This is a genomic window from Allomuricauda sp. CAU 1633, from assembly GCF_017313225.1.
In the GTDB taxonomy this organism is placed as follows: Bacteria; Bacteroidota; Bacteroidia; order Flavobacteriales; family Flavobacteriaceae; genus Flagellimonas.
Window position 1 is genome coordinate 179,619 of the sequence record NZ_JAFLNE010000004.1, and the last position, 20,489, is coordinate 200,107.

The window sequence follows — 20,489 nt, forward strand, 5'->3', positions numbered from 1 at the left end:
CCAGCTTATGAATATCTAAGCTGGCCTTTAGTTTTTAAATCCAAGGCCGAGAGTGATATAGAGATATCATTCGAGTGAGTTTCTGAGTTTTATTAAATTGTAAATTAGTATGGCCCCAAGAACGAAGGTTGCAATCAGGCTTCCTTCCAAGCCAAATAAACCTCCAGTAATCCAATCGGAAGAATGTAGTTGTGTTTTGAAGATCCATGCTTCAGAAGGTTTACCACTATTGGGAAGACCAAACAGGATATTCTGACCAAAATTCCAAAAGCAATGAAACCCAATGGCAAAAGCCAAATTCCGGGTACGGGCAAAATTGGTGGTGGTCACCGCGCCAAAAATCAGCAAGTTGATCACTCCCAAAATGGTGGCATTTTCATTAAACCCGTGGACCAAACCAAATAATACCGCAGATGCTCCAATGGCCATTAAATAGCGATGGTTGTATAGCTTTAATTTGGCTCCTATCGCATAAAAAATCAAAATAAAGAGAAAAGAGGTGGTCAAGAGTTCCTCAAATAGGCTCCCAGATAGATATCGAAGCAATTGTGCCATATAGCCCCATGTTAAATCATGTTCTTTAAAAGTGGAATTAGGGTCTAAAACTACTTCAGCATTAAACCATTGCAATCCGATAATAGAGATAATGGCTACTAAACCTACTATTGTACCAATTCCAAATTGAACTGCTGTACCTTTACCGGGATATAACCCGTATTTGGCCAGTGAGCTTTTGTCCACATATTTTGCAAAGACCCAAAGAGCTAGCAACATAGCAGCACATGAAATCGCATTTACCCCATAAGAGAGATGAAAGGGACTGTTTTGAATAAGGGGTACTGTCGTGCGCAGCAAGAGTATCCCGATAAGTTGAAATAGGAGTACAAATGCCAACAGCTTAAAAACTGTTCGTACGTTGCCTTGCTGATTAAAAATGATTCTTTTTATTCCCATATAGATCAGTTTTTGGGCAGATAGGCTTCTGGGATGGGGTTTTCCTCGGTTTCCTGAGCCCAGAAAATATTGATGACCCTCCATCGGCCACCTTCATTGAGCAATTGAATGCTGTTGATGCCCCTCATAAAAGGTTCTTTGTCCGTTTTACTCTTAAAACATTGGTAGGTACTGAATACGTGCGCAATATTTCCAAAAACTTGTGTCTCTCGGTGGATTTCTTCTTCAAAAAATCCATTTTCCACCAACCACTGCCCTGAACTTTCAACATAGGTTTGCGGGGTAATGTAGCGTGCCCCCACCTTACCTTCGGGATTTGTTCCAGAGGGCACCAGTTTCGCATTGGGGTGATAGATATAGCGCATTAGGTCCCAGTCCCGTTCTTCTCCCTTTTCTCCAGAAATTACAGCATATAGTGCTTTAATGGTGCTGTCTATGGTCCGCGTCTCATCTTGATACTTGATATGATTTTCCTGAGCCTGAAGGGTAAGGGTCATGGCGAAAATCAGGATTGAAATAATCTGTTTCTTCATGTTTAAAAAGTAATTTTTAAAGGTTTAACAATTCTTTGGCTAACGCATTTGCATAACATCCACTAATTTTCCAAATGTAGACCTCTGTATGGTCTATTATCTCTTGTTTTCGAAATTCTAGAGACTTTTTTATTATGAATGTAATGCTGATGTTGACCTTTTTTTCAGGAGTTTCCCTACCAGCGGGTTTCTTGGGAGCCGTTTATTTTTATCGAATCCGAAAAGAGGATACCTTAAAACTAAACCTATTGGCCGCCCTATTTATGGCCATGGCTCTAAGATGTTCCAAATCTTTTCTCTGCTTTTCATTGGGCATGCCCACGGTGGGGATGGCTTTGGGCTATTTGGGATTGGCCAGTATTGGCCCGCTATTGTGGTTGTACCTTAAGTACGCGGGGAAAGCATCCGTCCAATCTATAGAAGCCAAGGATTACGCTCACTTTTTACCCTCCTTGATTGGTTTTATAACCATTCTTCTTATGGGTAGGGAGGTTGCCATTGAACTGTATTTTTTCACCACATATGTAGTATTGGCCTATGTTTTATGGGGATGGAGGACGTTTCTGTTGGATAAAGACCACCATGGAGAATTGTTGAGAAAATGGAATTTGTTGTTACTGATATCCATTTCGGTATTGTGTGCTATTTTTCTATTCCAATACCATACTGACTATTTGGTCAATTACATGATAGGTTCTGCTTTGGCTGCGGTTGCCTTTTATGGCCTGTTGTACTTTGCCCTTAATCATCCGGTGTTGTTTCCGGTTGCCAAGAAAAAGAAACGATTGGACCCCAAAGTGGTTCAAAAGGTAAAACATGCCATCGAAGGGGAGAAGGTGTATCGAAAACCTTCATTGACCCTTGATCAATTTTCAAAAGACCTGGACCATCCATCGTACCTTATTTCCTTGGCCATAAAAACAGAATTCAAAAAATCGTTTTCGGAACTCATCAACCATAAGCGTATTCAGGAAGTGCTCAAAGAATTGTCCAAGCAAGACCAAGACTATGGTAAAATAGAAGGCTTGGCCTATTCAGTGGGATTCAATACACCTTCCGCATTTTATGCGGCCTTTAAAAAGGTGACGGGTACGACTCCCACGGAGTATCAAAAAGCCCAACGGAGAAAACCGCAATTACCAGACATAGTTCTAGAGCCCAAAGCGATAGGTGAGCTTTAGAATGATGGACCGGTTACTAAGGTCGAATCCATTTGTATTATTGTTTTGGTTGTAGACCAAAAAGATGTCGGACAGTGGCGAATACCTCCATTGCAGTCTTGAGAAAACACTGAAGTTGTCGCTGAGTGTATTGTACTGTACTGTATTGCTCAAAAAAAGTTTGTTTGTAAAACTCAGGGCTCCATTAAATTTCACCAGATGAATGTCTACATCCCCATAATTATCGGGTAGGTCTATGTTGTTGTAGTCATAGGATAGGCTAAAATTCCCCCAGTTGCCAAAACGATAGTTGGTGGAGGCATACAATGTGGAAATATTTCCATTATAGAACGAACCCATGGTACCTCCGGCGGTATAGGTAAATCGATTTCTGATATCTGAACTGAAATCCACCGAGCCGTTCCAATAATTATACCCCTGAACCGGAAGGTTATCAAATTCATCTCCCAAAAAATTGGTAGGAAATTGCAGGTCAATGTCAACATGGGTAGCGGTAAAGACCAGCGAAGCTGTATTTCTGAAGAAAAGATCATAGGCTACATTGTTCTGCCGCTCAAAGAGGCTATTATCATGGTAATAGAAATGGTTCCAGGTCCGTGCTCCGTGTTCCACAATTCCAGAATCCTCTTTTTCAGGAAAGAAGCGGTATTTCATCCAGGGGTTTACAAATGAATATCCTTGGTGGATAACCTCTCCCGTATCCGCGTTGTAGTTGAAGATTCTTGGGGTAAAACCCACATCTGCCCTATAATGGTCATTAATGGTATGGAGTACCCAGCCCGCACCAAACCTTCGGGAATTGTAGCTGCCTTCCAGTCCAACAAAATAGCCATTGGAGAAATCCTTGGCGGTACTGCCATGATAACTCACGGTATTGTTGAAATTTCCTTTCTCTGAAATATAAGTGAACTCTGTTCCGAAATTCTGGCTATGGTCATCCATGGTAGTATCACCAGTGGTACTCCGGTTGATGAACATTCCTTTTATAATGGAACGCTTAAGGACCTTGTACTGGGCTGCCAGTACCGTATTGTTCTCTGCGGCGATGTCTCCTGATTTTTTGGTTTGAACATTCATAGCACCCAACCGAAAATCTGACCCGAGGTTTCCGGTCACTTTGGCTCCAAATAGAATAGGGATGCTTTCACCATTTTTTAACCCGATGCGGCGCGAAAAGAAGGGTCGAAAGTTATCCGTCCCAAAATTGGTGAAGATGTCATTGTTTTCCAGAAAAAATTCCCTTCGCTCGGGCAAGGAAATATCAAAACGGGTGATGTTCACCACTTCTTGGTCCACATCGGCATTGGAAAAATCAGGGTTAATGGCCAAATCCCCATACAATGATGTTGTTATGGGGACTTTTATATCGACTCCAACATCAAAATTTTCATCAGTAACATAATCCTCTCCAACCCTTGTTTTATAGGTACTGGCAGTGGAAAAAGGTTTCACAAACACCGAGTTGCTCTTTACTTGAGGAACCTGGCTCCATACCAAGGTTCCCATATAGTTTACATCTATAGCGTTAAAGTTTATGGGAAACGGGGTCCAGGTGTAGTAGAAGTTCTCAATCTTATCGCCTCGGATGAAATTGATGCCCCATTCCCTGTTGTTTTCATTGTAACGCAGACTGCTAAAGGGAATAGCAAATTCGGCAATCCAGTAGGTATCGTAATTTTTCACCGAAGAGAACCAGCGCTCATCCCATGTTTCGGAATAGAGGGTCTGGGAAGATTCTACACTTAGGCTTCCATCAATTTCGGCTCCTCCGGCATTTACCCCGAACATGACCCCGTTCTGTTTGGTGTTGATGGGGTCAATAACTATAGTGAACGAATCACTGTTAAAATGAGCATTGTCCGAATCGCGTTGAAGGGATTGCACCACCCGTTTGCCTTCGTCATACATTTTGGCAAAAACATAGAGCATTTGATTGGTATACGCGAGTTTGACCTCCGTTTTGTGTTTGGCCAATCCCTTATCGCTGGGGTTATGGTTGTAGAATTGGTCTATGGTCTGATGAGTGTTCCACTCATCTTCACTTTCAATGCCATCCACCTTAATGTCAGCTTGGGATGGAACAATGTTATATTGAAAAGTACTACGGGTTGAAGCGGTTTCTTGGGCCAACATGAACTGGGTCACCAAAAGAAAGGCAATGGAAAGGAATGATTTTTTCAAATGATTGCTATTTTAATTTGAAGCGCAATCTGGCCTTTTAGTGTGAGCGATATGTACTGAATTTCTAATTCAGGAGACGAAAGTTGAACCACAAGTGATATTTATTGGAAATAGAGCGGGGAAGGGGGTGTATTCTGTAAAATAAGGGCACTATAGAAAAACCAATACCCAACTCTTTCGTTGAACCATTTTATAGCCCCTATATTTGCAACGTTTTGATTTTAAAACTATAAACAAGAATTATGAGTAAAGTAAAGGAGAATGATACGGTTAAAGTACATTACACTGGCAAATTGACGGATGGGCAAATTTTTGACAGCTCGCTTCAAAGAGAACCCATGGAAGTAGCCTTGGGCCAGGGTCAGCTTATACCGGGATTTGAAAAGGGACTGATTGATATGGCCGTAAATGAGAAGAAAACCATAACCATAGATAAGAAAGATGCCTATGGAGAGGTCAACGAATCGCTTTTTCAAAGAGTCTCCAAATCACAATTACCAGAAGACCTTAAACCCGAAGTAGGAATGGGCTTAGTGGGTTCCAATGCGCAAGGACAAGAACAACAATTTAGAATAGCCAAAATTGAAGAAGAAGACATTATTATAGATGCCAACCACCCGTTGGCAGGTCATGATTTGGTATTTGACTTGGAAGTGGTTGAGATACTTTAGCAAACAACTTTTAAAGCATTAAAAGCGCCTTACAAGTGTAAGGCGCTTTTTGTTTTGATATAGGTCCGTATTTGTGCTATAATGTTCTTGCCTACCGGCAAGGTAGGTGTTTCTTTGCTATTGAATAATTTTTTTATTTGGCCAACTCTGAGGCCATAGTGGTAATATAATACTTACTGATCATATTGTTCAATTCCCAAGCGGGCATGGAATTTTGCTTCCAAAACTCAATAAACTTTTCGGTTACTTGGGAAAAATGGGCTTCATGCCCTACACGATATTCATTGGGCACCATTACTTCCCAGCCATTTGGGTTTTCTTTTAATGCTATACCTGGGTATTTTTTAACCAATGCATCAAATGCTTCAATTACCGATTCACCATCAATGTTCTGAACAACTGGCTCAATATAAAGTACGGGTTTAAAATCTTGCTCTTTACCCTGCCTGATAATTAAGTTGGCCTTTGTGCCCCTTATGGTAGAAAAATGTGTGTCGCCACCACCTTCCGGAGCTTTATAGTCCCATATTACCGATACACGGGCATGCAAGTCCTTGATTTTAAAATTGATTTCACCGTTGCAATTCACGCTAAGCGTATCATTTTCAATGGCTTTGGCCAAATAATCTGGAAAAGGTGAATTGGTGACATCTTTAAACTGATGGGAAGACAATTTTGTGGCCCAAAGGGAAGATTTCCCCACTTCAATGTCCAAGGTGTCCAATAATTGTTCTGGAAAACATTGCCATTGAACCAAATCAACCAAATGAGTGGTCACATCAACCAGTCCATTACCCTCTTGTTCAACGTCAAAAAACCAAGGTGGGCGCACAAGAACATTTCCGGACACATACTTGTAAAAATGGTGCACACTTTCTTTGGTGATGGCCGGATGCTCTGGACTTCCTTTTTCCATTTCTCCAAAAATTTCCGGAATCTGGGTGAGTTCCCGTTGGAGGATAGAGGTGATTTCATATCGCTCTGTCATGATATCGTATAGCAGGACACCATTCTCTTTTGACCTCTCAAAAGTTTTGAGCAAGAGCTTGTACCCATCGCGGTCAATGGCCATGGGTTTGTCTGCCAAGACATGCATTCCTGCATTTATCGCTTGGTTGATATACTCCGTTTTCTTTTGGTTGTTCCCAGCCAATACCACCACATTTCCTGATTTATCAGATAGCATCTTGTCCCAAAAATCACTACCTCGGTAAACTTCACTTTTCCATTTCGTTGGATTATCCGCCCGTGTATTGAACCCTTCAATTCTTTTAAGGTGCAGGTCCACATCGTTTGCGTCAGGTGCATAAACATGAACCGTGGAGTCCACTAAGGGATACATATTTTTCTGCACCAAGGCGGCGTGAAAGTGTCCAGGATCTACCGTAACCAACCGAATCCTATCATTGTCGGAAGGAGGCTGCTTAGGGGTTTTGTTGCAAGCGAACGCAGTAACCAACAAAAGAACTGATATTCGTAATTTCATAATTAAAGTAGTCCATAAGGTTCACGTTGGGAACGAGAAAGCATACTGTTGGCTTCCGCATCATCCTTGAATTTTTCGGCCTTTGGATCCCAATGGAGTTTTCTATCGAACTTCATGGCCATGTGGTGTAACAGACAGGCTGAACAGGATCGGTGCGCCACTTCCACAGGGGCAATGGGTTCGGTTTTTGATTTAATGGCATCAAGCCAATTTCTATGGTGGTTTTCACTTACGGGAAGGTGTATGCCATCTTTCTCTATAGGGGATGAAATAATTTTCGGATCACTGGCGTCCAAAGGCTTTACTCCTTCGGCATTGGGCAAGGGGTCAGAAGCGGTCGCCCTGTATGCGCCACGGGTTACAAAAATCCAACCTTCGGTACCTTCAAATTTAACCCCGTTCGGTAAGGTGTTGGACACGGTCATTTCCACACCATTTTCGTACAGCGCATGGGTTTCAAAGATTCCGTGCACATTCCACAGTCCCGAGGTAGGGAAATCCGCCTTGCCCCAAATTTCAATGGGGCCGGTATACTCAGTGTCCATTCCCCAATGGGCGGAATCAATATGGTGGGATCCCCAACCTGTGATCATGCCCGCACCAAACTGTTCGCATCGCAGCCATCCAGGCCTACCATAACCCACCTGTGGATGTACGCGTTTCTCCGTATAATAGACTTCTGGGGTGGATCCCAGCCACATATCATAATTCAAATTTGTTGGGATGGGAAGTTCCGGTTCTTCATCCCCAGCAGGATCTCCGGGAAGGCCCACATATACTTTCTTTAGTTCTCCAATCTTTCCATTCCGTACCAATTCTGCCGCAAATCTGAACTGATTACTGGAACGCTGCTGACTGCCAATCTGAAAAATGACCCCGGCCTTTTGCACTTCATCACTCAAAATGCGACCTTCCTGAATAGTCAAGGAAGCAGGTTTTTGCATAAAAATGTCTTTTCCTGCCCGAGCAAAGTCAACCCCAATTTTGGCATGCCAATGGTCTGGAGTACTGATCAGCACCGCATCAACATCATCCTTATCGAGCAATTCCCGATAATCCGTGTATTGGGATACTTCAATATATTTCTTGCCATATTTCTCATAATAATAATTGTTTACGAGTTGGGAAGCTTCCAAAACACGTTTGGCATCCAGATCGCACACAGAAACCAATTGCACATCATCGTGGCGCAATACTCCGGGCAAATCCATTACGCGGGCTATTCTTCCTGTTCCAATGGCAGCTATATTAATTCTGTTACTGGGTGCATTTTTACCAAAAACGCTGGCGGGCACAATGGTGGGAACCGCAAAAGTGGCGACTGATGCGGCAGAGGTTTTCTTTATGAAATCCCTTCTTTTTATCTGACTCATTTCTATTTGATTTTTTTGATTATTCAGTTTTTGCAAATTCTTGCCAGTAGTGTTCCGATTTTTCCTTGTCCAATTTTCCATCAAAAACCACAAGTTGGTAATTTAAGGTATAGGTTTTGCCGGGTTCGAAAAGCCAATCGGTATTTTTTGTTGTACAGAAACAGGCAAAGACATCTCCACGATCATATTGATCCACAGGCCAGATTCGCAACGGTTCGGGGTGGTTAAAATTACTGGGGTGCGAAAGCATTAGGGCACCACCAAAATCATCTCCCAATGCACCTTGAACTAGGCACCATCGAGCAGTACTTCCATCGGCTTCGGCTCTTGTACTTCCATTGGATGCCAAAATCTCACTGTTTTGATTGTTCCATTCCTGGGTAGCACGCCATCCAAAACCTGCATAGCGGTATTCCAAGATCAAAAAAGGCTTGTCAGTGGCACATTCATAGGTAAATGTTAAATCGACCGTGTAGGTTGATGGGTCTTCACCGGGGGTAATCTTTACGGTTTGCCATTCGTTCAAGGCCACCTCATTTTTGTTATCCTTGAGCACCACATGTTCGTGTAGGGCGGTATAACCATCATCAGTTACTTCCTTAAATTCTGCAAACCTTACCGTACCTTCCTTCTTTTTGAGGTTCCAAAAATCTATAGTATCACCATCATATAGGGTATGTGTCCATGGATTCCAAATTCCATAGTGGTGGTAATGGTCTTCTGGTTGTATACGGGTTAAAATTTTGCCTTTGGGTGTTCGTAGAGGATGAATATAGCCGCTGCGCTGATAGGCAGAATCCACACCTTCCGGAGGATACTCTGTTTCGTATTTATAACCCAAAAGAGGTTGTTCGGCCAAGCTTATCACTAAACTTCCTTCTTGTTTTTCACTTTTTAGTAAAGGTTTTTGTTTTTTGGATTCTGCGCAGGAAGCCGCTAGGAACAACACACAAAGTGCTAAAATTGATTTTCTAATATGCATAGTTAATAATTATGTACGTGCAATCGATTGCACACTCAATAATAGTACAAAATGATAACAATTCCAAATAGTAGATAGGGGAGATGATGCTTATATTAAATCGGTCTATCTATTGGAAGAAAAATTTCTTGTATGCAGGTATTGGTAAAAGCAAAAATTTACCGCGTAGCTCCTGAAGAAGTAACCTAACAACCCAATACTTTATTTTACCGGATAACGTTATGTTACATATAACGTTGATGTGCAAAGTGTTATGGCTCCAATTATTTCAAATCAGTTTTCTGGGATAGCTTTAAAATCAAAGGACAAATACGGGTGGTTGAAAACCACAAAATTTGCGTGGTTGTTTGTTGCGTTCATACTGTTGGGCTGTAGCAATTCGCAGGATTCCGAGTCACCTGCGGAAGAAGCTGATCCTGATAACGAAATTGTTGATGTAGAAAATGTAGCCCTCACTTATAGGAATCAGTGTGGTGGTTGCCATGGACAGGACTTGGGCTCATTTGTTGAACGTGTATGGACATATGGTAATTCTCCGGAAGACATCATAAAATCAATAACAGATGGGTATTCGGGCAATGGTATGCCAGCATATGGTTCTACTTTGGGAGCGCAGGAAATAGAAGATTTGACCACCTATATACTTTCCGAGATCGATGGAAAAACCAAAGCGATGTTGGAGGAGGATAATCCCGATTTGTCTGGTTTGATTTCATCTGATGACCTTGATTTCCGATTGGAAACCATAACAGATGAGATTCCCGGCATTCCCTGGGGGATAGAGCAATTACCCAATGGGGAAATTTTGGTGACCGAACGCGGGGGAAGACTATTTTTGGTAAATAATGACAAACAATTGACAGAAGTTAACGGTGTTCCAGCTGTTGTTTCACAAGGGCAGGGTGGATTATTGGATGTGCTCATACATCCAGATTTTGAAAACAATTCATTGGTTTATCTGTCCTATTCCCGTGTCAACCCTAATAATTCATCTGAGCAAACCACAGCGGTGGCGAGAGCTAGGCTTGAGGGAACCAACTTGGTTCAAGTGGAGAACATATTTACAGCACTTCCATACCTCAGCAGTACTCACCATTATGGCTCAAGATTGGTGTTTGACAGCAATGGATACTTATATGTTTCCGTGGGTGATCGCGGGTATAGAGATGTTTACCCACAGGAGTTGGACAATGCCATTGGAAAAATTCACCGAATCCATGACGACGGTCAAATTCCTACCGACAACCCTTTTTATAATACATCTGGGGCGGTTAGTTCAATTTTTACCTATGGAATACGCAATCCGCAAGGAATGACCCTACATCCCGAAACTGGAGCGGTTTGGGAAGGCGAACATGGACCTCAGGGAGGTGATGAAATCAATATTTTGGGGTCAGGAAACAACAATGGTTGGCCAGTAATCTCATACGGTATCAACTATGATGGCACCACATTTACAGACCTTACGGCATTGGATGGCATGGAGCAACCCATATATTACTGGACTCCTTCCATTGCTCCCTGTGGAATGACATTTGTGTCCAGCGATTATTATGGAAATTGGAAAAATGATTTATTTGTCGGCTCACTTAAGTTCGAATATCTCCATCGCTTAAAGATGAATGGCAACGAGGTCGTTGGCCATGAAACCCTATTGAATGGTATAGGCCGGGTACGTGATGTGCATATGGGTAGAGACGGTTATCTTTACATAGCCGTGGAGGGTCCTGGTAGACTTATACGGCTTGTGCCTGAGCAATAATAACGCCTCACTATTCTAGCATAAGAAGAGGCAAATAAAAAAGTACAGTAAGGTTTTTTACCCCAAAAACGACTTCCAAAGCAATTTTACATAATGGCGTATTATGGAAATGAAACAATCTGTTCCATAATTTACATTATGTAAAACAAAATGTTTTAAACTAAAGGGAGACTATTCAAGACTCCCCTTGTAGATTCTTCTATGCCATTATAAAAATGGGAACATTGGCTTTACGCATCACCTGCTTGGCCGGGTTACTTTGGAACGCCAAGGTTTTACTCTGGCTTTTGGGAACGCACAACAATTGGGTGTTCGTATGAGACACATAGCTTACCAAACCGTCCAAGGCATTGGAACCTTCCGAAAAAACATAGGAAACCGTTTTATGCCACGGGCTAACCTCATGCTCTCCTTGTGTTATCTTGCCCTTTATATTAAACAAGCGCACAGGTTTTTCGCTATCTCGTTTTAAGTCTTTTATAATATCCAAGCCATTTTCGCGCAGTCCGCTGCCAAACACACCCAAATTAATATCGGTAAACGTGTGAAATTTATCGTCTTTACCTGTAATCAATACATTGATGTTGGTTTCGTTGATCACAAAATCGGTGATACTTTCCCCAAAGAAACCGGGTCTACGTTTGCCCAAAACTAAAATATCGGGCTTTTGTTGGGACAAATAATCCCTCACCCTGTTTTTTACATTGCCATATTCCAATTTATAGGAAAGTGAAATGCCTTCCTCCTTTTCCATGGATTGAATTAAATCCTGCATCTTGGAACGGGTGTCTCGATTATCCTTATAAATGGTTCGGATAGCAGATAGTTGGCTTTCCCGCTTGACAATGTCTGCGGCTGGTTTTACATGAAAGACTTCCACTGACCCATTTAGGGTCTTGGCCAACTGTACGGCATTGGTCAAAACCAATTCGGAGCTTTTGGATAGGTCAAGTAAAACGGAGATACGGTATTTGCTCGAAGTGTTTTTAGGATTCATGATGCAATTGTTTTTGGTGTATTCTAAATATAGTACCAAAAGTGTTGTATATCCTTCAGTTTAACTTTTGATTAGCAAATAAATGTTTGGCATTCAATACGATACCCCCAAAATTGAGAATTCAGCAAAAAAGAGAGGCTAAAATAGATGTTTAAAACGCTTTACCCACGCTTCGGGAAGCTTGTATGGGGCATATCGCAAAGGGATATCCAACCAATTACCCCGTTTTACAATGGATTTTTTATGTGAAAACAAATCAAAGGAATTTTTTCCGTGGTACCCCCCTATTCCGGATGGGCCCACGCCGCCAAAGGGAAGGCGTTTGTTGCTGATATGGATTACGGTGTCATTGATGGTTCCTCCGCCGAAAGAATATTGTGATAGTAATTTTTTTTGAAATTTTTTATCGGTGGAAAACAGATAGAATGCCAACGACTTTCCATAGTTTGAAATATAGTGGTGTAGATCACCCTCTGTTTCATACGGAATAATAGGCAAAATGGGGCCAAAAATCTCACCTTCCATCAAGGCACTGTTCATTTTAGGGGTATCCACCAAGGTGGGCTCAATGTATTTTTCGGAATCCACACAGGTGCCACCAAAAAGAAGAGTTTCTCCTTGAAGCATTCCTTTAAGCCCCTGATAATGCTTCTCCGTTGTGATTCGGGCAAAATCCGGGGATTTTTGTATGTCTTCCCCATAAAAATCAGTGATGTTTTGCTTAAGTGCTTCCACAAATCGCTCCTTAATTTTTTTATGGACCAAAATATAATCTGGAGCGATGCAGGTTTGTCCCGCATTAATGAATTTCCCCCAGACAATCCGTTTGGCTGCTAGTTTAAGGGATGCTGTATCATCCACTATACAGGGATTTTTACCGCCCAGTTCCAAGGTAACGGGGGTGAGCTGCTCTGCAGCACTCTTATAAATAATTTTGCCTACTTGGGTGCTTCCCGTAAAGAAAATGTATTCCCATTTTTCAGCCAATAGCGCTTGTGAGTCCTCCACGCCCCCTTCCACAACCGAAACATATTCCGGAGAAAATACTTTCTGAATGATTTCTGAAATGATTCGAGAAGTGTGCGGGCTCAACTCCGATGGTTTTAGGACAGCAGTATTGCCCGCAGCCAATGCACCCACCAAGGGTGCCAGGGTCAGCATAAATGGATAATTCCAAGGTGAAATGATCAACACCTTCCCAAAGGGTTCGGGCTGTATCCAATCTTTTGATGGGAAATTGGTCCAAGAAGCTTCAATGGGTTCAGGTCTGCTCCAGCGTTCTACATTTTTTAAGGTATAGCTCAACTCAGCAAGAACCAGCTGCGTCTCCGTGGCCAAGGATTCAAACTTTGGTTTTTTAAAATCGGCATACAACGCCTCACAAATGGCATCCTCTTGTGCTATGATTTCTTGCTTCAACCGTTTTAGGAATTGCTTTCTATAAGCAACCGCCTTGGTTTTTTGGGTCGCAAAAAAATCGTTTTGGGCTTTCACAATATCCTGTGCCATGGTCAAGTTCGAATGATTCCCATAAATATAATCAAACCCAAATTAGGGTGCACCTAAAACAAAAAAAGCACCGACTTTCGCCGATGCTTTTTGCTTTATTGTTTTATGAAAACTTACAGGGTGATTTCTTCTGAAGCTCCGTTGGGATAAATCAGAGTGGCTTTGTCATCACATTCGCCATCACCAAAATCCACAACAATATCAAGACCGTTTTTGGTCACTATCATGCTGCCAGAGGTCACATTTTCACAAGTAAGGCTACCTTCAAGCGTGTCCACTATCTCAACTGCATAGGTATTACCATCAGCTTGAATGGTCCAATTTCCAGCTAGGCTGAAAGAACCACTTTGTAATTCTTCGTCAAAAGTAAACCCAAACGTTTTTGTTCCCGATTCAGAAATAACGCTTTCATCTTCAAACTCAACACTCATGTTGCTGGTCACCGTAAATGAAAAAGAGTTGGTTTCCATATTTCCATTTATCTCAAAGCTTCGGGTTCCATTTATTTTGATGGTGCCCACATAAAAATCCACATAGGTGGCGGTAAAGGAAGCTGATTCCTCCCCTACTGTATAGGTTACGGTCACCGTACCATTTACATTGTCCGTTCCATTCAACACACAATTGTTAAAGGTGGCCACAAAACCAGTTTCAGAATATTCTGCAACATAACAATCGTTGGTTTTGGCCGAAATGGCAGATTTACCAGCGCCATCATTGGCAAAAAGTTCGGCTAGGGCATCATCGGCAACACTGGAGATGTCATCCGTCTCCAATATGGTCTGTAATTCGGTCTGGGTCAATTCTTGCTCGGCATTGGGCTTGCCGTCTTCACTACAGGATTGAACCAAAAACAGGGAAACACCCATTAGGGCAACCGCGTAGATTTTTTTTGTAAGTCCGTTCATTTTACTTTAGTTAAGGGTTACGCTGCACTAACGAAATGGTATACTTTTTAGTGTTTTCAACAATCATTTCTCGATAAAATGCACTCCTTTTGAAATAATACGCCCTGATTTGTGTTATTTTACAGACACAATACTTGAACTAAACAATTTGCTATGAAAAAAATGAGAGCTATTCTTTCCTTTTTGTTTTTTACTTTCCTGTTGGTTTCCTGTGGCAGTGATGATAGTGGTGGTGAAGTCGCAGCCGACGTACAAGTAATCGGGATATGGGATTTGGCCGAAGTGAACATAAGTTCTGCCCAAGATATTGATATGGATGGCACCTCCTCCACTAACTTATTGGATGAATTGGACTGTATTTCTGGAACCATTTTGATTGATGGTGATAATGTATGGACCTTTGAGCAGACAGATATCTCTGTAACACCGATAACAGGCGGAGAATTTTTTGCGCAGTGCAACGACGGCTCAATTTTAGGTACAGGTGCTTGGGTTGTGAGCGGAAACCAAATTGCATTCCAAGGCAGTGCCACTTTGGGCATTTTAGATCTTAGTGGTGACCGACTCACCAATGATGTTGGGGATGATTTGCCAGGAATCCAGAGTTATGTATATGTAAGGAGGGAGTGATACTTTGATTTCAGCCTGTTTTTTTAGCTAGAATCACCCACATTTGCTTGTCGGTTTCCCGTTCCCAATCGCCATGGTCTTCTATTTCAGAGATGATGGTAAAACCTGCTTGTTTTAATTCTTCACGCACATATTCTGGGCCCAAGGAATGGGAAGAAACCTGTCGTTCTCTTGATTCACCACGTACCCAATCTTTGAGCTTTTCCATAAGCATGAGTTGTCCTCCTGGCTTCAAGGCTCTTTTTACATGCTGAAGGATTTCTTCATGGGCATCCATTTCGTGATAGGTATCAAAAATGAAGACGGCATCCAGTTCACCTTCAGGTAATTTGGGATTGTCAGTTTCTCCTAATATGGTGACAATGTTTTTGAGGTCTCGATCTCGTGCATTGGTTCTTAGCTTTTGTAGGCGGTCTTCCCGGATATCCACAGCATACACGCGTCCACTATTGGATACTTTTTTGGCCAAATGTATACTTAAATAGCCTTCGTGGCAGCCAATATCGGCCACCTTGTCCCCTGCTCCTACTGCAGTCATCGCAAGTAGGGCATTCGTTTTCATCCATTTGTCCCGTTCCTCCCAATCCGATTCGGTGTATTGAGCCTGAAGTCCAATTACAGAACCTATAAAAATCAAGAGGAAGGAACGGAAAAATGACATAAACTTTAGTTTTGGATAAGCCCTTGACTTTCAATCCATGGTGCCCCGGCGGCCTTCAATTCAGATTCCAATGCTGGCAATGTGCTATTGACCAATACGGACAATTCTTGTTTGATTCCTTGTAGTTGATTGTCTGCTCTATCCAAAGCAGCTTTTTGGTTTCCAGTTGGGCCATAGGTATTTCCAAGCGCTACGGTTCCAATAAAGACCCCATCGCCAGGTAAAGGCGGGTTCCGTTCGCCTATTTCATTTTTGGCTGGGTTTCCAAGCATTTTGATATTTAAAGCGGACAGTTGGGATTTTGCCTCAAAAATCTTGCTGGAAAGTGATGCGCTGGGTCGTTCTGCTTGCTCCATGGCTCGTTTCATGGCATCCACTTTCTGTAAGCTTTTTTGTAATACAGTGGTGGTTGCCGTAAGGTCTTGCTGGAATTCTTGGAATCTGCTGCGAAATGCATCAATTTCGGAGGAAGGTTTGGAAGGCAATGCACCTTCACCTAAAGGTTTCACTTCAAAACGCTGGGCACTGGAAAGCTGTTGCAATGCTCCATCCACTCTTTGGTACAATTCCACAGAATACGAGCCCGGTGTTGCTTTGTAGGGGGACGGTAAAAATTCCTCATCTCCACCACCACTGGATTCTTCCAATGCAATGCCGTTTCGGTCTGCATAGGACAAATCCCAAGCAACTCGATTAAAGCCTTTCTTGTTGGTACCATTTACGGTATTGACCACTTTTCCGGAACTATCCTTTACCAAAAGCACTAAAACAGGTTCTTCTTGAAGACTTTCATCCTCAAGCTTCTCCCAACCGGGAAACGGGATATTGGATTTTTGTTTGGTGAGTTCTTTCTCTTTTTCGGTTCTTACCTCTTTTAAAGATTTTAGCTTTTCGGGTAGATAATAGGTGAATGTAGCCCCATAGGGTGGGTTTTTGGCAGCATATTCCGAATGGCCCTGCCCATAAACCGCTTCCCTTTCCATATACCAATGGGCTGGTCTAACCTTGAACAATACAGGTTCTGTAGTTGATGGGTTGAAATCCCGTAGCGGAGAAATATCATCCAAAATATAAATACCGCGGCCAAAGGTACCTCCGACCAAATCGTCCTCTCTTCTTTGGATAGTAACATCCCTGAAAGAAATGGTGGGCACTCCCCCATCCAATTTTGTCCAATTGCTTCCGCCGTTATTGGTAAAATAGATTCCAAATTCCGTAGCTGCAAAAAGCATTTCCTTCTTTTTATGATCTTGTACAATGCGCCAAGTGATGAGTCTATTGGGTAGATTTCCATTGATAGAGGTCCAACTGTTGCCTTTATCTGTGCTCTTGAGCAAATAGGGTTTAAAATCACCTTCCTTATGGTTGTCCAGAACCAAATAAACGGTATTGGCATCGTGAAGGTCGGCTCTAACATCATTCACAAAAGCCCTGCTGGGAACACCTTTTATATTGCCCAGCATGATTTTGCGCCAGGTGTTGCCCCCATCTTCAGTAACTTGAAGAATGCCATCATCCGTGCCCGCATAAATAAGACCTTCTTGCACTGGAGATTCCGCCAAAGAGGTAATGGTATTGTAGTTGGACATGGCGTCCACATCCCATGGATTGTCCCAACTTTGTTGGCCACCCATGATAGGAAGGGTCAAACGCTCTTCGTTTCTGGTCAAATCCGAAGAAATAGGCGTCCAATCATCCCCCCTATTTTCGGATTTCCATACGCGATAGGAAGCAAAATAAAGACGTTCGGGTTTATGGGGACTTACCAAAATAGGGGCATCCCAATTGAAACGTTCGTGGGGATCCCCTGCTTTGGGCTGTGGTTGCACAAAAACGGTTTCACCCGTAGTTTGGTCAACTCGCCATAACCATCCTTGCTGAAATTCACCATAGGTGATATCCGGATTTCCAGGCTCTGTGGTAGATTGGTGCCCGTCAGCGCCCAAAGTTATCCACCAATCGGAATTCAATATTCCGGCTTGATTTTTGTTACGAGATGGCCCCCCATGGGAGCCATTGTCCTGCGTACCCCCATAAATGTTGTAAAAAGGCTCGGAATCATCAACCGCAATTTTATAGTATTGGGTTACGGGAAGATTGTCAAAAAAGCGCCATGTTGCCGTATGATCGTATGATTCATAGAGGCCACCATCGGTTCCAAAAAGCACATAATCTGGGTCTGATTCTTTAAAAGCCATGGCATGACTGTCCACGTGCTTTTTGTCTTCATTCATTTGAGTGAATGTTTTTCCATTGTCATTGGAAATCAATACGATATAACTCATTAAATAAAGTCTTCCTTCATGGTGGGGAGAAGCGTATAATTCTTGATAGTAATGTGGTCCGGTTCCTCCTGAAACTGCATCGGATTGTTTGGTCCAAGAAGCACCACCATTCTCAGTAATATACAGACCTCCTTTTTTTCGGTCCAATTCTATTGCGGCGTAGACGGTTTCATTATCAAAAGGAGAAATGGCCAGTCCAATTTTGCCCAAGTTTGACGTTGGGATTCCGTTTTTCAATTCGGTCCAAGTGTCACCACCATCCGTACTTTTATGAATTCCAGAACCGGGCCCTCCACCCATATAGGCGGCCACCGTTCTGTGTCGGTCCCACGTTGCAGCGTACAGGACATCTGGATTGGTGGGGTCCATTACAATATCGGTAACTCCGGTCCATTCACTGTTGCCAAGTGTTCTGTTCCATGTTTTCCCACCATCTGTGGTTTTGTAAAAGCCTCGTTCACCGCCTTTAGCCCAGAGAGGCCCTTGAGCAGCGACCCAGACCACATCTGAATTTTCGGGATGGATTATGATTTTGGAAATGTGCTCTGAGGTTTTTAGCCCCCTATTTTCCCAAGTCTTGCCTTCATCATGGCTCACATAAACTCCATCACCAAAACCAACATGTCTACCCCCTACATTTTCCCCGGTCCCGACCCAAATAGTGCTGGGATTGTTGGGGTCGATGGTGACACACCCAATGGAATAGCTGGATTGTCCATCAAAAATAGGACTCCACGTGACTCCTGCGTTGGTGGTTTTCCAAACACCGCCTGAGCCTACGGCCACATACCAAATACTTTCATTGGCGGGGTGAATGGCAATATCGGCAATACGTCCCGAGGTCAGGGCCGGCCCAATATTCCTGAATTCCAAACCGGCGTACGGTGAGGGATCAGGTTTTTGGGCAAATAATGAAAGAGAAAAAATAACGGATAGAAAGAGTGCAGAACAGAATTTATAACAGTGTCCCATGTATAACAGTTTAAGTTGAATTAGTATCGTAATATAACCAAAACCCGAATGTTATTCCCAAAATAAATGTGAAAAGATGCCAATACCTTTAAATTGGAATTCAGCGCCTATCTTTTAGCCTGTAAACAAATTTAAGCCCGCTCCAATCTTCATCGATGGCCGCTACTTTGGTATCCACCAATCCTATTGATAGCAAGTGTTCACGAACAGGCTCGCGTTTTAAATCTGTTTTAATTTTTGATGTTCCTTTTGGCCAACTTACCCAAAGCGAGCCATTCACTTTTAGGGCTTCTTTGTACTGGGAGGCAATCATCTTCAACTCTTCCAAAGTAGTACAGAAAATATGGATAAAGTCCAACTTGTCTTCCCCTAGCCTTTTGTGTATATCCAGATTGTTGGGCAAATCCGAAAACAGACCCCAATAGTGTTCTGGGGCATTGTATGTTAGAATTGAAAATCCTTCTTTGATTCCCAATTTTTTGGCCAAAGGTGTTCCTGAGTATCCTGATGTGTCCTTCAAAATGTTGTATTTCTGTATTTTACCTAAAAATAGGCAATGTTTCAAAATTAAAATGCAACCAAAAAGTTGCGTAATAAGAATATTTGTTTAATTTAGCAACCAAATAGTTGCGTATTAATCATTAAATCGAACATTATGAAAGATGTAATCACAAAAGAACACGTATTTAAGCATCCCATTGAAAAGGTATGGGATGCCATTTCCAAGGCCGAAGAAATTTCCACTTGGTTCATTCAGGCTGACTTTAAGGCGAAAAAAGGGTATAAATACACCTTTAAAGCAAGCGAGGAACATGGTTGTACCCAGATTACCGGTGAAGTGAAAAGCGCTGACCCCTATACCCTGATCTACACATGGATTGTGCAGAACACGGATACAGTAACCACTGTTAAGTGGGATTTAATGGAAACTGCTGAAGGCACCAAACTGTATTTGGAGCACTCTGGCATCTCTAAGTATCCAGGAGATTCTGCTGTTTCATTTTTCAGTAATTTTGACCAAGGGTGGGATAATTGCATCAATGAACTCACTTCATTTTTATCAAAAAAAGTCCATGCAGGATAACATCACCAAAATTTTAAAGGCCATTGCTGATCCTAAAAGGCGTGAAATTTTTCACGCCTTGATCATTGCTTCCTCTGCCCTATCCATTACACAGATATCCGGTCAATTTGAAATAAGCAGGCAAGGAGTAACCAAACACATCAAAACTCTGGAGCAAGCTGGTCTGGTGGAAATCACTTCAAGGGGTCGCGAGCGATTTTGCATCGCTGATGCCAAACCTTTGCAGCAGATTAAAGACTGGGTTAAATTCTACGAGCAGTTTTGGGATACGGCTTTGGGGAATTTGGACGCATATCTGGATGAAAAAGGGTCTTGATCCC

The 20,489-nt window shown here is 42.4% G+C and carries 18 protein-coding genes; 6 read left to right on the top strand and 12 right to left on the bottom strand.

What is annotated here, in order from left to right; genetic code table 11:
• Positions 1-66: 66 nt before the first annotated feature.
• Complete coding sequence (locus tag J0X14_RS12900) at positions 67-954, bottom strand: CPBP family intramembrane glutamic endopeptidase (RefSeq protein WP_207098209.1); 888 nt, start codon at positions 952-954, stop codon at positions 67-69.
• Between the two features lie 5 nt (positions 955-959).
• Positions 960-1,487, bottom strand: coding sequence for a hypothetical protein (locus J0X14_RS12905; protein WP_207098210.1), 528 nt, complete (start codon positions 1,485-1,487; stop codon positions 960-962).
• Positions 1,488-1,621: 134 nt separating this feature from the next.
• On the opposite strand from J0X14_RS12905, the gene J0X14_RS12910 reads away from it, so the two are divergent.
• The gene (locus J0X14_RS12910) at positions 1,622-2,668 is read left to right on the top strand and encodes a helix-turn-helix domain-containing protein (RefSeq protein WP_207098211.1); all 1,047 of its coding nucleotides are present in this window, start codon (positions 1,622-1,624) and stop codon (positions 2,666-2,668) included.
• Here J0X14_RS12910 and J0X14_RS12915 read toward each other — a convergent pair.
• The gene (locus J0X14_RS12915; protein ID WP_207098212.1) at positions 2,639-4,849 is read right to left on the bottom strand and encodes a DUF5916 domain-containing protein; all 2,211 of its coding nucleotides are present in this window, start codon (positions 4,847-4,849) and stop codon (positions 2,639-2,641) included. The two genes, J0X14_RS12910 and J0X14_RS12915, sit on opposite strands and share 30 nt — an antisense overlap.
• Positions 4,850-5,091: 242 nt before the next feature.
• Between J0X14_RS12915 and J0X14_RS12920 the strand changes: the two genes are divergently transcribed.
• The gene (locus tag J0X14_RS12920; RefSeq protein WP_207098213.1) at positions 5,092-5,520 is read left to right on the top strand and encodes a peptidylprolyl isomerase; all 429 of its coding nucleotides are present in this window, start codon (positions 5,092-5,094) and stop codon (positions 5,518-5,520) included.
• A gap of 133 nt (positions 5,521-5,653) precedes the next feature.
• Here J0X14_RS12920 and J0X14_RS12925 read toward each other — a convergent pair whose 3' ends face one another.
• From J0X14_RS12925 to J0X14_RS12935, 3 genes are read right to left on the bottom strand one after another with little or no spacing between them, the layout of a single operon-like run.
• On the bottom strand, positions 5,654-7,006 hold the full coding sequence (locus J0X14_RS12925; RefSeq protein ID WP_207098214.1) for a putative oxidoreductase C-terminal domain-containing protein: 1,353 nt from the start codon (positions 7,004-7,006) through the stop codon (positions 5,654-5,656).
• Positions 7,007-7,008: 2 nt separating this feature from the next.
• Positions 7,009-8,379, bottom strand: coding sequence for a Gfo/Idh/MocA family protein (locus J0X14_RS12930; RefSeq protein ID WP_242528024.1), 1,371 nt, complete (start codon positions 8,377-8,379; stop codon positions 7,009-7,011).
• 19 nt (positions 8,380-8,398) lie between these two features.
• A complete protein-coding gene (locus J0X14_RS12935) occupies positions 8,399-9,361 on the bottom strand; it encodes a PmoA family protein (protein ID WP_207098215.1) in 963 nt (320 codons plus the stop codon).
• A gap of 319 nt (positions 9,362-9,680) precedes the next feature.
• On the opposite strand from J0X14_RS12935, the gene J0X14_RS12940 reads away from it, so the two are divergent.
• Entirely contained in the window at positions 9,681-11,123 is a 1,443-nt protein-coding gene (locus tag J0X14_RS12940; protein ID WP_207098216.1) for a PQQ-dependent sugar dehydrogenase, read from the top strand.
• A gap of 199 nt (positions 11,124-11,322) precedes the next feature.
• Here the strand turns inward: J0X14_RS12940 and J0X14_RS12945 are convergent, their stop codons facing one another.
• From J0X14_RS12945 to J0X14_RS12955, 3 genes are all read right to left on the bottom strand, one after another.
• A complete protein-coding gene (locus tag J0X14_RS12945; RefSeq protein ID WP_207098217.1) occupies positions 11,323-12,120 on the bottom strand; it encodes a universal stress protein in 798 nt (265 codons plus the stop codon).
• Between the two features lie 138 nt (positions 12,121-12,258).
• Entirely contained in the window at positions 12,259-13,629 is a 1,371-nt protein-coding gene (locus J0X14_RS12950) for an aldehyde dehydrogenase (protein ID WP_207098218.1), read from the bottom strand.
• Between the two features lie 113 nt (positions 13,630-13,742).
• Positions 13,743-14,537 carry a hypothetical protein gene (locus J0X14_RS12955; RefSeq protein ID WP_207098219.1) on the bottom strand — a complete coding sequence of 265 codons (795 nt, stop codon included), beginning with the start codon at positions 14,535-14,537 and terminating at the stop codon, positions 13,743-13,745.
• Between the two features lie 153 nt (positions 14,538-14,690).
• On the opposite strand from J0X14_RS12955, the gene J0X14_RS12960 reads away from it, so the two are divergent.
• On the top strand, positions 14,691-15,167 hold the full coding sequence (locus J0X14_RS12960) for a hypothetical protein (RefSeq protein WP_207098220.1): 477 nt from the start codon (positions 14,691-14,693) through the stop codon (positions 15,165-15,167).
• A 10-nt stretch (positions 15,168-15,177) separates the two neighbouring features.
• Here the strand turns inward: J0X14_RS12960 and J0X14_RS12965 are convergent, their stop codons facing one another.
• From J0X14_RS12965 to J0X14_RS12975, 3 genes are all read right to left on the bottom strand, one after another.
• The gene (locus J0X14_RS12965; protein ID WP_207098221.1) at positions 15,178-15,828 is read right to left on the bottom strand and encodes a class I SAM-dependent methyltransferase; all 651 of its coding nucleotides are present in this window, start codon (positions 15,826-15,828) and stop codon (positions 15,178-15,180) included.
• A 5-nt stretch (positions 15,829-15,833) separates the two neighbouring features.
• Entirely contained in the window at positions 15,834-19,085 is a 3,252-nt protein-coding gene (locus J0X14_RS12970) for a VPS10 domain-containing protein (protein ID WP_207098222.1), read from the bottom strand.
• A 100-nt stretch (positions 19,086-19,185) separates the two neighbouring features.
• Positions 19,186-19,605: a DUF3052 domain-containing protein gene (locus tag J0X14_RS12975; protein WP_207098223.1), complete on the bottom strand. Its 420-nt coding sequence runs from the start codon at positions 19,603-19,605 to the stop codon at positions 19,186-19,188.
• A 135-nt stretch (positions 19,606-19,740) separates the two neighbouring features.
• On the opposite strand from J0X14_RS12975, the gene J0X14_RS12980 reads away from it, so the two are divergent.
• Together J0X14_RS12980 and J0X14_RS12985 are read left to right on the top strand one after the other, a co-directional pair.
• Positions 19,741-20,169 (top strand): SRPBCC domain-containing protein, encoded by a 429-nt coding sequence (locus tag J0X14_RS12980; protein WP_207098224.1) that lies wholly within the window; start codon positions 19,741-19,743, stop codon positions 20,167-20,169.
• Entirely contained in the window at positions 20,159-20,485 is a 327-nt protein-coding gene (locus tag J0X14_RS12985; RefSeq protein WP_207098225.1) for an ArsR/SmtB family transcription factor, read from the top strand. Before J0X14_RS12980 ends, J0X14_RS12985 begins: the two co-directional genes overlap by 11 nt.
• Positions 20,486-20,489: the final 4 nt, after the last annotated feature.

Bases quoted from the DNA above. Each gene is read 5' to 3' on its own strand.
- J0X14_RS12930 (WP_242528024.1), bottom strand. From the start codon at position 8,379: ATGAGTCAGATAAAAAGAAGGGATTTCATAAAGAAAACCTCTGCCGCA.
- J0X14_RS12985 (WP_207098225.1), top strand. From the start codon at position 20,159: ATGCAGGATAACATCACCAAAATTTTAAAGGCCATTGCTGATCCTAAA.
- J0X14_RS12980 (WP_207098224.1), top strand. From the start codon at position 19,741: ATGAAAGATGTAATCACAAAAGAACACGTATTTAAGCATCCCATTGAA.
- J0X14_RS12920 (WP_207098213.1), top strand. From the start codon at position 5,092: ATGAGTAAAGTAAAGGAGAATGATACGGTTAAAGTACATTACACTGGC.
- J0X14_RS12945 (WP_207098217.1), bottom strand. From the start codon at position 12,120: ATGAATCCTAAAAACACTTCGAGCAAATACCGTATCTCCGTTTTACTT.
- J0X14_RS12970 (WP_207098222.1), bottom strand. From the start codon at position 19,085: ATGGGACACTGTTATAAATTCTGTTCTGCACTCTTTCTATCCGTTATT.
- J0X14_RS12925 (WP_207098214.1), bottom strand. From the start codon at position 7,006: ATGAAATTACGAATATCAGTTCTTTTGTTGGTTACTGCGTTCGCTTGC.
- J0X14_RS12905 (WP_207098210.1), bottom strand. From the start codon at position 1,487: ATGAAGAAACAGATTATTTCAATCCTGATTTTCGCCATGACCCTTACC.
- J0X14_RS12955 (WP_207098219.1), bottom strand. From the start codon at position 14,537: ATGAACGGACTTACAAAAAAAATCTACGCGGTTGCCCTAATGGGTGTT.
- J0X14_RS12900 (WP_207098209.1), bottom strand. From the start codon at position 954: ATGGGAATAAAAAGAATCATTTTTAATCAGCAAGGCAACGTACGAACA.
- J0X14_RS12960 (WP_207098220.1), top strand. From the start codon at position 14,691: ATGAAAAAAATGAGAGCTATTCTTTCCTTTTTGTTTTTTACTTTCCTG.
- J0X14_RS12965 (WP_207098221.1), bottom strand. From the start codon at position 15,828: ATGTCATTTTTCCGTTCCTTCCTCTTGATTTTTATAGGTTCTGTAATT.
- J0X14_RS12935 (WP_207098215.1), bottom strand. From the start codon at position 9,361: ATGCATATTAGAAAATCAATTTTAGCACTTTGTGTGTTGTTCCTAGCG.
- J0X14_RS12910 (WP_207098211.1), top strand. From the start codon at position 1,622: ATGAATGTAATGCTGATGTTGACCTTTTTTTCAGGAGTTTCCCTACCA.
- J0X14_RS12950 (WP_207098218.1), bottom strand. From the start codon at position 13,629: ATGGCACAGGATATTGTGAAAGCCCAAAACGATTTTTTTGCGACCCAA.